Source organism: Kitasatospora sp. NPDC058170 (assembly GCF_042883905.1).
Classification (GTDB): Bacteria; Actinomycetota; Actinomycetes; order Streptomycetales; family Streptomycetaceae; genus Kitasatospora.
This window is the reverse complement of record NZ_JBHVUV010000023.1, coordinates 145,162-157,227: the sequence shown is the minus strand read 5'-3', so window position 1 is coordinate 157,227 and position 12,066 is coordinate 145,162. Positions and strand designations below refer to the sequence as shown.

Annotated in this window: 10 protein-coding genes; 3 read left to right on the top strand and 7 right to left on the bottom strand. The window is 73.3% G+C overall.

All coding sequences use genetic code 11. The features are described from left to right. The first annotated feature begins 21 nt into the window (after window positions 1-21). The 3 genes from ACFVVX_RS25630 (at window position 22) to ACFVVX_RS25620 (ending at window position 1,648) form a co-directional block, all read left to right on the top strand. Window positions 22-558, top strand: a complete 537-nt coding sequence (locus tag ACFVVX_RS25630; RefSeq protein ID WP_387948966.1) for a nuclear transport factor 2 family protein — start codon at window positions 22-24, stop codon at window positions 556-558. A 188-nt stretch (window positions 559-746) separates the two neighbouring features. Continuing rightward, window positions 747-1,100 (top strand): hypothetical protein, encoded by a 354-nt coding sequence (locus ACFVVX_RS25625; RefSeq protein ID WP_387948965.1) that lies wholly within the window; start codon window positions 747-749, stop codon window positions 1,098-1,100. Next, a complete protein-coding gene (locus tag ACFVVX_RS25620; RefSeq protein WP_387948964.1) occupies window positions 1,097-1,648 on the top strand; it encodes an acyl-CoA thioesterase in 552 nt (183 codons plus the stop codon). Before ACFVVX_RS25625 ends, ACFVVX_RS25620 begins: the two co-directional genes overlap by 4 nt. A 206-nt stretch (window positions 1,649-1,854) precedes the next feature. Here the strand turns inward: ACFVVX_RS25620 and manA are convergent, their stop codons facing one another. The 7 genes from manA to ACFVVX_RS25585 form a co-directional block, all read right to left on the bottom strand. Next, entirely contained in the window at window positions 1,855-3,189 is a 1,335-nt protein-coding gene (manA, locus tag ACFVVX_RS25615) for a mannose-6-phosphate isomerase, class I (RefSeq protein ID WP_387948963.1), read from the bottom strand. Between the two features lie 9 nt (window positions 3,190-3,198). After that, a complete protein-coding gene (locus ACFVVX_RS25610; RefSeq protein WP_387948962.1) occupies window positions 3,199-4,149 on the bottom strand; it encodes an ROK family protein in 951 nt (316 codons plus the stop codon). 91 nt (window positions 4,150-4,240) lie between these two features. Continuing rightward, window positions 4,241-7,294, bottom strand: coding sequence for an alpha-mannosidase (locus ACFVVX_RS25605; protein ID WP_387948961.1), 3,054 nt, complete (start codon window positions 7,292-7,294; stop codon window positions 4,241-4,243). Between the two features lie 117 nt (window positions 7,295-7,411). Beyond that, window positions 7,412-8,689 carry a glycosyl hydrolase gene (locus tag ACFVVX_RS25600; protein ID WP_387948960.1) on the bottom strand — a complete coding sequence of 426 codons (1,278 nt, stop codon included), beginning with the start codon at window positions 8,687-8,689 and terminating at the stop codon, window positions 7,412-7,414. 68 nt (window positions 8,690-8,757) lie between these two features. Then, window positions 8,758-9,732 carry a carbohydrate ABC transporter permease gene (locus ACFVVX_RS25595; RefSeq protein WP_387948959.1) on the bottom strand — a complete coding sequence of 325 codons (975 nt, stop codon included), beginning with the start codon at window positions 9,730-9,732 and terminating at the stop codon, window positions 8,758-8,760. Between the two features lie 4 nt (window positions 9,733-9,736). After that, entirely contained in the window at window positions 9,737-10,609 is an 873-nt protein-coding gene (locus ACFVVX_RS25590; RefSeq protein ID WP_387948958.1) for a carbohydrate ABC transporter permease, read from the bottom strand. 144 nt (window positions 10,610-10,753) lie between these two features. Beyond that, window positions 10,754-12,040, bottom strand: a complete 1,287-nt coding sequence (locus tag ACFVVX_RS25585) for an ABC transporter substrate-binding protein (protein WP_387948957.1) — start codon at window positions 12,038-12,040, stop codon at window positions 10,754-10,756. Between the last annotated feature and the right edge of the window lie 26 nt (window positions 12,041-12,066).

Genomic DNA, 12,066 nt, shown 5'->3' with positions numbered 1-12,066 from the left:
CGCCCGCAGGGAGACCGCACCATGAGCGACACCACCGTCAGCGACCGGACCGCCGAGGACGTGGTCGCGATCCGCCGCCTGCTCTCCCGCCAGGCGCACCTGCGGGACACCGACCAGCTGGACGACTGGATCGAGGGCTACGTCGAGGACGCCGTGTTCACCGCGCACGGGACGGTCGCCCGCGGCCGCGCGGAGATCCGGGCGATCGCCGACGCCCAGCGCGAGGCCTTCTGGTCGGACTGGCGCGGCTCCCACTTCCTGAGCGAGCCGGGCATCGACGTCGACCCGGTGGCCGGCACGGCGACCGGCATCACCCACTACACCTTCCTCGGCCTGGCCGAGGGCGGCGGCTACCAGGTCTACGTCGTCGGCCGCTACCACGACAGCTTCGTGCGCACCGAGGACGGCCGCTGGCTGCTCACCGCCCGTGAGGTGCGGACCGTCGGCGAGGAGGCGGAGCTGCTGCCCGCGCAGAAGGCCGGCCAGGAGACCGACCAGGAGGCCGCCGCGCAGAAGGCCGACCAGGAGACCGTGCAGGGGGCCGACCAGGAGGCCTGACGGCCGCCGCCGGGCCCCGCCCGAAGGCATTCGGATGATGCGGCAGATTTTATGCCCCGGCAAACTACTCCAATGGTGGTCAGTTTCCCGCGGGCTTCCCCAAACATTCGGCCCGCCGCCCGCGCTGGGATAGCGTCCGTAGCGCCGGGGGGTACGAACCGCTCTGGTCAATTCGAACACACCTGACCATGCCGTATCTGTTTCGGGAGAAAAACGTGCGCAATTGCCTTTCGGAAATCCGGCCGGGCACCGCCGACGATCTGCAGCTCGCTGTGGACTCGCTCGCGGCGTTCCCGGCCCGGGGCGGGGCCATGGGGGCCGATGTCCCCGAGCGCCTGGCGGCGGTCGCCGAGCTCTGCCGGGCCGTCGACGGGGTGCTCGACAGCCTGGTCGTGCAGGCCGCCGCCGAGGCCGCGGAGGAGGGTTGGACCGCGGCCCGGATGGCGTCCGAACACGCCGTCTACTACGCCCGGTTGCAGCGGGCGCTGCTGCCCGTTGCGGCAGCCGCCGGGATGGGCGACTCCGGGCTGAAGAAGCGGTGAGCGCGCCGCACTCGAACGCGCACGTCCTGACCTGCCCCACCCGCTGGAGCGACGTCGACGAGAACGGGCACATCAACAACGCCCGGCTGGTCTCCTACGTCCAGGAGGGGATTTACGACCTGTTCTGCCACCATGCGGAGGCCGTCCGGGAATCCCTTTTTCCGTCCGGATTCCTGATCGCCCGTCATGAGATCGATTACCTGGAGCAGTTGCACCACCAGCCGGAGCCGCTGCTGGTGCGGTTGACGGTGGAGCAGCTGGGGCGCAGTTCGGCCCATGTCGTGGTGAATGTCTGCCGTGATCCGCTGACCTATATGCGGGCGCGCACCGTGGTCGTCGCCCGGGATCGCGAATCCGGGCGTTCCCGCAAACTCAGCCAGACCGAGCGGCGGTTTCTCTCGACGTTTCTGCCGAGGGAGCCGAGAGAGGGGTCGGTCGAGCCGTTGTCCTCGGCCCCGCCGCTGCGGGTGCCGGTGAAGGCCGCGCGTGGCAAGCCGCCGGCCCCGGCCCACCGTGCGCGCAGACGCTGCCGCGCCTCGGCGCGCTGACCGGACGGATTCCGGCGCCGACGCCCCGGTCGCGGCCGGCCGCCGCGGCCGGGTGAAGGAGAGCGGGGCGGGGCCGCCCGACCGGTCCCGCCCCGAGCCAGGAGCCGCTTCCGCGGCCGCCAGTCGCAGGCGCTCGACACAGTCGTTCGACGGAGCCGTTCGATGCGGTCGCCCGGGCGGGGATTGCCCGATGCGGCCGCGCCGGCTCACCCGCCGGTGGTGGCGCGGAACAGCTCCGCGCCGGGCCCGGTCAGCCGGACGGGTCCGGCGGAGGGGCGCAGGTACGCCGACTCGCCCCGGCGCAGGTCGAGGGTGTGGCCCCGGTCGGAGCCCAGCCGGGCCCGGCCCGCGGTGCAGAGCAGGATCTGCGGGCCGGGGAGGTCGACGCGGGCCGGGGCGTCGGTGGGCCGCAGCCGGGAGAGCCGGAACTCCTCGGCGGGCGAGGCGAAGCACTCCTCGATCGCGGCCTCCCCGAGCCCGGACTCCCCGGTCCCGGGGGCTCCGAGCGTGCAGTCCGCGACCCCGCAGTCCGTGACCGCGGACCACGTACTACCGGCGGTGGCCGGCAGGGCGGTGGCCGGCACGGCGGTGAGCAGCTGCGGCTCGGCCGGCCGGAAGGCCGTCACCGCCAGCAGCCCGTCCACGTCGATGTGCTTGGCGGTGAGGCCGCAGCGCAGCACGTTGTCCGAGTTGGCCATCAACTCGACGCCCAGGCCGTGCAGATAGGCGTGCGGCACACCCGCGTCGAGGAACAGCGCCTGGCCGGCCCGCAGCCGGACGTGGTTGAGCAGCAGCGCCGCGACCAGGCCCGGGTCACCGGGGTAGTCGCGGGCGGCGCGCGCGTACGCGGCGCACGCCGGGGCGAACGGTCCGCCGCCCTCGGCCGTCCGCCGCAGCGCCGCGGCGACCTCGGCCAGGTCGGCCGGTGCGGGGCGGACGTCGTCCAGCACGTGCCGCAGCATCGCGGGCAGCACCTCCTCGGCGGGCCGGTGGCGCAGCGCCTGGGCCCAGGGTGCCAGCAGCGGGACGGCCAGCTCCTCCAGCAGCCGGGCCGTCTCCGCCGTCCGGCGGAAGCCGCAGAGGGCCTCGAAGTCCCCGAGGGCGCAGATCAGTTCGGGCTTGTGGCCCGGGTCCTTGAAGGTCCGGTGCGCAGCGTCCAGCGGGATGCCGCGGGCCTCCTCCGCGGCGAAGCCCGCCCGGGCCTGCGCCAGGGTGGGGTGGACCTGGAGGGAGAGCGCCCGCTCGGCCGCGAGGACCTTGAACAGGAAGGGCAGCTGCGGGCCGAACCGCCGCACGGTGTCCGGTCCGAGCTCGCCCTCGGGGTCGTCGGCGATCCGCCGGTCGAGCGGGACCGGGCCGTCGTCGTCGAAGGCGACGACCGCGGACGGCGCCGACGGGTGGGCGCCCATCCACAGCTCGGCCTGCGGGGCGCCGGTGGGCGCGTCGCCGGTGAGCCCGGGGATGGCCGTGACGGAGCCCCAGGCGTAGTCGCGGACGGGGTTGGCGAGCCGGGCGAAGGGGGACCGGTCGGGTATCGGCATGCCGCTCCCTCAGCGTCCGGGGCCGGTGGCCGCGATGGCCGCCGCGCCGATCAGGCCCGCGTCGGTGCCGAGTTCGGCGCGCCGGACGTCCAGTCCGCGGATGTACGGCAGTGCCGCGTACCGGTCGAGGTGGCGGTCGAGCGGGGTGAACAGCGCCGCGCCCGACTCGGCGACGCCGCCGCCGATGACGACCCGGTCGAGGTCGACCAGGGCGGCGGTGGCGGCGATCCCGGCGGCCAGGGCCTGGGCCGCCCGGTCGTACGCCGCGAGCGCGACCGGGTCGCCGGCCAGCGCGTCCGCCGCGACGGCGCGGGCCGAGGCGTCGGCGCCGGCGGGCCGCCAGCCCCGGTCGAGGGCGTACCGGGCGATCGCCGTCCCGCTGGCGATGCCCTCCAGGCAGCCGCGCGAGCCGCACGGGCAGGGCTCGCCGTCCAGGTCCACGCAGATGTGGCCGAGGTGGCCGGCGTTGCCGCTCGGGCCGGGCCGCACCGCGCCGTCCAGGACCAGCCCGGCGCCGACCCCGGTGGAGACGACCAGGCAGAGCGCGTTGTCCGCGCCGCGCGCCGCGCCGCGCCAGTGCTCGGCGGCCGCCATGGCGACCCCGTCCCCGGCCAGGGCGACCGGGATCCGGTGCGCCACGGCCGGGTGCGCGGCGACCGAGGCGGTCAGCGGGAAGGCGCGCCACCCGGGGATGTTCACCGGGCTGACGGTGCCGTGCGCCAGGTCCACCGGCCCGGCGCTGCCGATGCCGACCGCGCCCACCTCCGCCCAGTCCGGCTGTGCCGCGAGCCGGTCGAGCACCCGGTGCACCACGGCGGCCACCGCCTCCGCCGACTCCTTCGCCGGGGTGGGAAGTTGGAGGCGGTGCCGAAGCTCCCCGCGGTCGTCGACGAGTGCCCCGGCGATCTTGGTGCCGCCGATGTCGACGGCGGCGAACAGCGGGGAGGAGGACACGGTCATCGAGGGGGACTCCAGAGGGGGAGGGAGTGGGGACGGGACGCGGCGCCCCGGGGAGCCCGGGGCGCCGCACGACGGACGGGGGGCGGCGACGTCAGGCGCCCGCGCCGCCGGGGGTCAGCCGCAGGGTGACCAGCTCGAACTGCCGAAGTCCGAGCTCGACGCCGTCCTCGGCCGCCACGACCTCGCCGCGCGTGCCGTCCCACGGCCGCTCCAGCAGGTCGCACGGTACCGCGCCGGCCAGCGGGAAGGACAGCACGAGCCGGCCCCGGGCGCGGCCCCCGTGCGCCTCGTACACCCGCACGACCAGGTCCCCGCTGCCGTCGTCGGCCAGCTTGACGGCGCTGACCACCAGGGCGTCGTTGTCCACCGCCACCAGCGGCGGGACCGACGCGGCGCTGCCGGTGACCCGCCGCTCGGGCAGGCTGATCCGGTAGCCCTCGCGGACGGCGTCGCCGATCGCCGCGCCCGGCACCAGCGCGTGCCGGAACCGGTGCAGGCCCTGGTCGGTCTGCGGGTCGGGGAAACGCGGCGCGCGCAGCAGCGAGAACCGGACCGTCGTGGTGGTCCCGCCGTCCTGCTCCCGCACCGTGCGGGTCACGTCGTGCCCGTACGTCGAGGCGGTGACCAGCGCGACGCCCCAGCCGGGCTCGTCCAGGTGCACGAAGCGGTGGTTGCACGCCTCGAACTTGGCCGCCTCCCAGCTGGTGTTGGTGTGGGTCGGCCGGTACAGGTGGCCGAACTGCGTCTCGGCGGCGTACCGCTCGGTGTGCACGTCCAGCGGGAAGGCGGCCTTGAGGAACTTCTCCGTCTCGTGCCAGTCCACCTCGGTGTCGATGTCGAGGCGCTTGGCGCCCGCGCGCAGCGTCAGCGTCTGGACGACCGTGGACGAGCCGAAGGACCGCGCCACCCGCACCGCCACCGCGTCGGCCGAGGAGGCCGCCACCGCGACCTCGTCCGCCGCCGTCAGGTCGGTGACGGTGTTGCGGTAGAACTGGTCGACGTCCCAGGCGTCCCACATGTTCGGGAAGTCGGGGTGCAGCTGGAGCAGGTTCGCCCGGGCGCCCGGCGCGACGGTCTCCCGGCCGTCCGCCAGGTCGACCACCGAGACCACCAGGCCGTCGCCGTCCACGGTGACGTCCAGCAGCCCGTTGCCGAGCACGAACCCGCCCTGCGGCCGGGCCGTCACCACGCAGTCCCGCACCGCGGGACCGGCCGGCGCGGCCCCGCCCGCCGGCACCGCCGAGCGGGTGTGCGGCGCCGCGTTGAAGACCAGCTCGCGCCCGCCCGCCGCGTCCCCGGCCAGGGCCTGCTGCGCCCGGTCGATCAGCGCGTCCAGCTCCGCGGCGACGCCCGCGTAGGTCTGCTCCGCCTCGCGGTGCACCCAGGCGATCGACGAACCCGGCAGGATGTCGTGGAACTGGTGCAGCAGCACCGTCTTCCAGATCCGGTCGAGCTCCTCGTACGGGTACGCCAGCCCGGTGCGCAGCGCGGCGGTGGCGCACCACAGTTCGGCCTCGCGGAGCAGGTTCTCGCTGCGGCGGTTGCCCTGCTTGGTCCTGGCCTGGCTGGTCAGGGTGGCCCGGTGCAGCTCCAGGTACAGCTCGCCGACCCAGACCGGCGGCTGCGGGTACTCGGCCTGCGCCTTCTCGAAGAACTCGGCGGGCCGCTCCCAGACCACGGTGGCCGAGCCCTCCAGGTCGCGCAGCCGGGCCGCCTTGGCGATCATCTCGCGGGTCGTGCCGCCGCCGCCGTCGCCCCAGCCGGTCGGCGCGATCGAGTGCCGGGCCACGCCCTTGTCCTTGAAGTTCCGCGCGGCGTGCGCGATCTCGCTGCCCTTCATCGAGCAGTTGTAGGTGTCCACGGGCGGGAAGTGCGTGAAGATCCGGGTGCCGTCGATGCCCTCCCACTGGAAGGTGTGGTGCGGGAACTTGTTCACCTGGCTCCACGAGATCTTCTGCGTCAGCAGCCACTTGGAGCCCGCGTTGCGGATGATCTGCGGCAGCCCGCCGGTGAAGCCGAAGGTGTCGGGCAGCCAGGCCTCCTGGTTGTCGACCCCGAACTCCTCCAGGAAGAAGCGCTTGCCGTGGACGAACTGGCGGGCCATCGCCTCCGAGCTCGGCATGTTGGTGTCGGACTCCACCCACATGCCGCCGGCCGGCACGAACCGGCCCTCCGCGACGGCCTTCTTGACCCGGGCGTACACCTCGGGCCGGTGCTCCTTGATCCAGGCGAACTGCTGCGCCTGGGACATGGTGTAGACGAAGTCCGGTTCGTCCTCCAGCAGCGCCGTCATGTTGGCGGTGGTCCGGGCGACCTTGCGGACCGTCTCGCGCAGCGGCCACAGCCAGGCCGAGTCGATGTGCGCGTGGCCGACCGCGCTGATCCGGTGCGCGGACGGCACGGCGGGCGCCGCCAGTACCTCGGCGAGGTGCGAACGGGCCGCGGCAGCCGTGCCGTTGACGTCCTGGAGGTCGACGGCGTCGAGCGCCCGCTCGACGGCGCGCAGCACGTCCCAGCGGCGGGCGCCGTCGACCGGCAGCTCCGCCATCAGCTCGCCGAGCACCTCCAGGTCCATGACGAGCTGCCAGACCGTCTCGTCGAAGACCGCGAGGTCCATCCGCTCCAGCTTGTACTGCGGCCGGTCGCCGGCGGTCTCCTTGTCGCCCAGGGTGGTGGGCAGGAAGGGGTGGTAGTCCAGGATGACCGGGTTGGACGCCGCCTCGACGTGCAGTTCGACCCGCTCGCCGCCGGCCGCCGGGGCGGCGATCCGCACCCACTGGTTCTGCGGGTTGAGGCCCTTCACCGGGGTGCCGTCCGGGCGGTAGACCAGGCCCTCGCACTGGAACCCGGGCATGTTGGCGTCGAAGCCGAGGTCGATCAGCGCCTCGACCGTCCGCCCGGCCCAGGCCTCGGGCACGGTGCCGGTCACGGTGATCCAGCTGGTGCCCCACGGCGCGCCCCAGGCCTCGCCGACGGCGATCGGGGTGCGGGGTGCGGCCAGGCCCTCGGCGACCGGGACGGGCTCGCCGGGCGCCGTCCAGATGCCGACCTCCAGGGGGACGGACTCGGGGTGGATCGCCGGGCGGATGCGCTCGTCGAGGACGCGCTTGAGACGGGACTCGACGAGGGTGCGGTCATCGTGCATGTCGGCAGGCTCCGTTGCATGGCTGAGGGTGTGTGACTGGTGGTGCGTGACGCGGGGCGGGCGGTTCTGCGGGGCGGGTCGGGGCGGGTTCGGGACGGCGGCGGACGGAGGCAGTGGTCAGCGTACGTCGTCGGGGTGGACGACCTCGGTGATGCCCCGGGCGGCGAGGTGGGCCGGATCGGCGGCGTGCTCGGCGAGCACCGCGGTCGGCCGGGCGCCGGCCTCGGTGAGCCGCATGAACGCCTCGAACACGGCGCCGCCGGGGCCGCAGACCGAGCGCTTGGGCGAGGTGACGGCGTCACCGGTGTCGACCACCAGCGCCGTGCCGCGCGGCCGCGGCGGCCGCCAGCCCTTGCGCAGCTCGTCCACGGCGGCGGCGATCCGGAGGCCGGCGGGCTTGACCCGGCGGTCGGTGGTGAGCAGGCCGAGGCTGTACTCCACCTCGGGGAAGTCCGCCAGCGAGCGGTCCACGTCGTGCGAGCACCACCAGGTGACGCCCCACAGGTCGGGGCAGTCCAGCACGGCGGCGACCGTGTCGCCGGTGAACCGGGCGGCGTCCTCGGCGGTGATGTGCGGGGCCGGCGCGCCGACCTCCTGCAGCCAGACCGGGCGGTGCGGCTCGGCCGCCCAGGCCTTGGACAGCTCGACCAGGTAGGCGGCGTGCTGCGCCGCCGCGGTGGAGTGGGCGCCGTAGCGCTGGGCGGTGCCGTTGAACACCCAGGAGTGGACGGCGGTGGCGGCGCCGATCCGGGCCGAGTGCCAGGGGGTGAACGGGTGCTCGTCCAGGTACCAGGCGGCGTCGTAGGAGGCGTGCAGGTGGAGCCGCCCGGGCGCGCCGTCCTCGCAGGCGGCGAGCATCCGGCGCAGCCAGTCCTCGGCCTGTTCGGGGGTGATCCGGTCCGGGTCGGGGTGCGGGTCGCCGGAGAACTGGTTGATCTCGTTGCCGACGGTCATCCCGAGGAAGTTGGGCCGGTCGTCCAGCGCGGCGGCCAGGGTGCGCAGGTAGGCGGTCTGGCCGCTGATCACCAGGGGGTCGGTGAAGATGTTGCGGCGGTGCCAGGTCTGCGTCCACGAGGGCTGGAAGTCGAAGCTCGACAGGTGGCCCTGGAGGCCGTCCACCGAGACGTCCAGCCCGCGTTCGCCGGCCGCGTCCACCAGCTCGACCAGCTGCTCGACGGCGCGCGGGCGGATCAGGGTGCGGTTGGGCTGGAAGAGCGGCCAGAGCGGGAAGACCCGGACGTGGTCCAGGCCGAGCTCGGCGATCGAGTCCAGGTCGGCCCGGACGGCGTCGAGGTCGAAGTCGAGCCAGTGGTGGAACCAGCCCTCGGCGGGGGTGTAGTTGACGCCGAAGCGCGGGGCGCGGGCGTCCGGGGTGCGGTCCTGGTCGGCGGTCATGCTCGGTCGGCTTCCTCGGTGAGAGCGGCCGTCGCGGGGTTCGGCGACGGGTCGGGCGGGTTCGGTGGTCACCCCTTGACGGCTCCCTCCTCGACGCCCCGGAAGAAGAACCGCTGGCAGACGCCGAAGACCACGACGATCGGCAGGAAGGCGATCATGGTGCCGGCCGCGATCAGCCGGGGGTTGGCGGAGAAGGTGCCGTTGAGGTACTGGAGTCCGACCGTGAGCGTGTACTTCTGCGGGTCGTTGAGCACGATCAGCGGCCAGAGGAAGTCGTCCCAGGCGCCGATGAAGGTGAAGATCACGATCACGCTGAGCATGCCGCGCACGTTCGGCAGTCCGACGTGCCACAGCCGCTGCCAGACGTTGGCGCCGTCCACCAGGGCGGCCTGGTCGAGCTCGGGCGGCACGGCCGCGAAGGCGGTGCGCATCAGCAGCACGTTCAGCATGGCGATCGCCCCGGGCAGGGCGACGCCGGTCAGCGTGTCGGCCAGGCCCAGGCTGCGCACGGTCACGTACTGGGAGACGATCGTGACCTCGCCGGGCAGGACCAGGGTGGCCAGGAAGAGGCCGAACACCAGCCGGGCGCCGCGGAACCGCAGCTTGGCGAGGGCGTAGCCGGCCAGGGTGGTGCCGACCACGTTGCCGAAGATCGCGATCGCGGCCACCACCAGCGAGTTCCCCGCGTAGGCCCAGACCGGGATGGTGTCGGCGACCTTGCCGTAGTTGGCGAAGGTGGGGTCCTCGGGGATGAAGCTCGGGCTCCGGGTGAAGACGTCCTCGCCCGGGCCCTTCAGCGAGGTGGAGAGCTGCCAGAGGAACGGGCCGATCACCAGCAGCAGCACGACCAGCAGCAGCAGGTAGCGCAGCGCGTTCTGGGCGGCGGAGGGGGTGTTGAAGCTCCCCGTGCGGCGGGGGCGCCGGGTGGGGCGGGCGGGGGCGGCCGCTCCGGGCGGGGTGCGGCGGGGTGCGGGGAGGGTGCCGGTCGGGGCGGTGGAGCCGGTGGAGCCGGTGGGGCCGGTCGGGGCGGCGGGTCGGGTCACGGGGTCAGTCCGCCTTCCGGTTCAGGCGCATCAGCAGCAGCATCGGGCCGAGGGTGATGACGAACAGCAGCAGGCTGAGCGCGGAGGCGTAGCCCAGGTGGCCGGTGAAGCCGCGGCTGTACATCTGGATCAGCATCACCACCGACATGTCCCGGCCGCCGGGGCCGCCGGTGCCGTTGGAGAGCACGTACAGCTCGGCGAAGACGCGCAGCGAGGAGACCGAGATCAGTACCGAGATCAGCATCATGGTGGGCCGGACCCCGGGAAGGGTGACGTGCCAGAACCGGCGCCAGGCGCTCGCGCCGTCCACGGCGGCGGCCTCGTGCAGTTCGCGGCCGACGTTGGCCAGGGCGGACAGGTAGATCACCATGTAGTAGCCGAGGCCCTTCCAGGTGGTCAGGGCGATCGAGCTGAGCAGCAGCAGCCAGCGGTCGGTCAGGAAGGCGACCGGGGAGTCGGCCAGTCCGGTCTGCTGGAGCAGGCCGTTGACCAGGCCGCGGTCGTCCAGGACCCAGCCCCAGATCAGCGCCACCACGACGGCGGAGGCGATGACCGGGGTGTAGAAGGCGGTGCGGAAGAAGGTGATGCCGGGCAGCTTGCGCTGGACCAGCAGGGCGAGCAGCAGCGGCAGGACCGTCAGCAGGGGCAGGCAGATCAGCAGGTAGACGATGCTGTTGAGCAGGGCGTCGGCCAACTGCTCGTCGCTGAATACGCGTTCGTAGTTGTCGAGGCCGGTGAACCGCCCGCCGCCCAGCGGCTTGGCGTTGGTGAACGACAGGATCACCGTGTTGAGCGTCGGCCAGAGGTTGAAGACGACCAGCCAGATGATCGCGGGCCCGGCGAGCAGCCAGGGGGTGAACCAACGCCGGTGGGTCATGCCGTTGCCTTCCTGGGGGCGGTGCGGGTCATTCCCGGTGGGCGGCGGCTCCCGGGGGTCCCGGGCGCCTGGGGCTCGTCGGACGAGCCCCGGAGGCCGGGAGGTGCCGCCGCTCCACCGGTACGAGGTCCTGCGGGGGCCGGGTCAGCCCTTGAGCAGCTGGTTGCACCGCTCGACGGCGGTGTCCAGGGCCTGCTTGGAGCTCGCGTCGCCGCTGATCGCCAGGGCGATCTGCTGGTTGACGACGGTGCTCATCGCGTCGTCGACCTGGACGGGCTGGAGGATCTTCGCCTTGGCCAGTGAGGTGAACGCGATCACCTTGGCGTCGCCGGCGTTGGTGCCGTCGCCCTTGCTGAAGAACGGGTCGCCCGCGGACGCCTTGGTGGACGGGAACACGCTGGTCAGGTGGGCGAAGGCGGCCTGGTTCTCGGGGCTGGTGACCCAGCGGGCCAGGGCCACCGCGGCAGCCGGGTTCTTGCTGCCCTTGGCTATCGACAGGCCCTGCACGTACAGCGGCGGGGTACCCATCGCGGGGGAGGGGACGATCTTCGGAGCGAGCGTGGGGTTGTCGGTGGCGAGACTGGTGATGAAGTTCCCGCCGCCGGTGGTCCAGGCCGCCGCGCCGGAGTTGAACAGCTTGGAGTTGCCGGCGTAGGTGTTGGTCAGGACGTCCTTCGGCAGCAGGCCCTCCTTGAAGGCGTCGCGGTACTTGTCGAGCAGCGCGGCCGCCTCGGGGGTGTTGAAGGTGAAGGACCTGCCGTCGTCGGACATCACCTTGACGCCGGCGTTGACCAGGTCGCCGAGGCCGGGCTTACGGCTCATCAGATAGGTCTGGCCGCCGGACTTCTCCTTCATCACCCGGGCCTGGGCGATGAGTTCGTCTAGGGTGGTGGGGAGGGTCTTCGGGTCCAGGCCGTTCTTGCCGAGGAGCTCCGAACTCCAGTAGTTGACATCGGTGTTGAGGTACCAGGGGTAGCCGTAGGTGCCGTCCTGGCCGGCGAAGCGGTAGGCGTCGACGCCACCGGCGACGTACTCGTCGGCGAGCTTCGGATCGGCCTTGGCGACATCGAGCAGCATGTTCTGCCTGGCCAGCGGGAGTGCGAAGTCCGGCGGGAGGTTGACCACGTCCGGCAGACCGCCGGCCGCGGCCTGGCTGAGCACCTTCTGCGAGTAGCCCTCACCCGGCTGGTCCAGCCACTCGACCTCGACGCCCGGGTGCTGCTTCTTGAAGCCGTCGATCACGCCCTGCACGTAGTCGGTGAACTTCGGCTTCAGCGCCCACGTCTGGAGCGAGACCTTGCCCTTGACCTCACCGGTGGCGGCCGCACTCGCCGCGGTGTCGTCGCTCTTGGTGTCGGAGCTCAGCCCGCAGCCGCTGAGCAGGGCGGTGGTGACCGCCGCCGTCGTCAGTGCCGCCCAGATTCTTCGCATGAGGGTCTCCCGGTCCTGAGGGTGGG

Bases quoted from the DNA above. Each gene is read 5' to 3' on its own strand.
- ACFVVX_RS25625 (WP_387948965.1), top strand. From the start codon at position 747: ATGCCGTATCTGTTTCGGGAGAAAAACGTGCGCAATTGCCTTTCGGAA.
- ACFVVX_RS25585 (WP_387948957.1), bottom strand. From the start codon at position 12,040: ATGCGAAGAATCTGGGCGGCACTGACGACGGCGGCGGTCACCACCGCC.
- manA (WP_387948963.1), bottom strand. From the start codon at position 3,189: ATGCCGATACCCGACCGGTCCCCCTTCGCCCGGCTCGCCAACCCCGTC.
- ACFVVX_RS25590 (WP_387948958.1), bottom strand. From the start codon at position 10,609: ATGACCCACCGGCGTTGGTTCACCCCCTGGCTGCTCGCCGGGCCCGCG.
- ACFVVX_RS25610 (WP_387948962.1), bottom strand. From the start codon at position 4,149: ATGACCGTGTCCTCCTCCCCGCTGTTCGCCGCCGTCGACATCGGCGGC.
- ACFVVX_RS25605 (WP_387948961.1), bottom strand. From the start codon at position 7,294: ATGCACGATGACCGCACCCTCGTCGAGTCCCGTCTCAAGCGCGTCCTC.
- ACFVVX_RS25600 (WP_387948960.1), bottom strand. From the start codon at position 8,689: ATGACCGCCGACCAGGACCGCACCCCGGACGCCCGCGCCCCGCGCTTC.
- ACFVVX_RS25630 (WP_387948966.1), top strand. From the start codon at position 22: ATGAGCGACACCACCGTCAGCGACCGGACCGCCGAGGACGTGGTCGCG.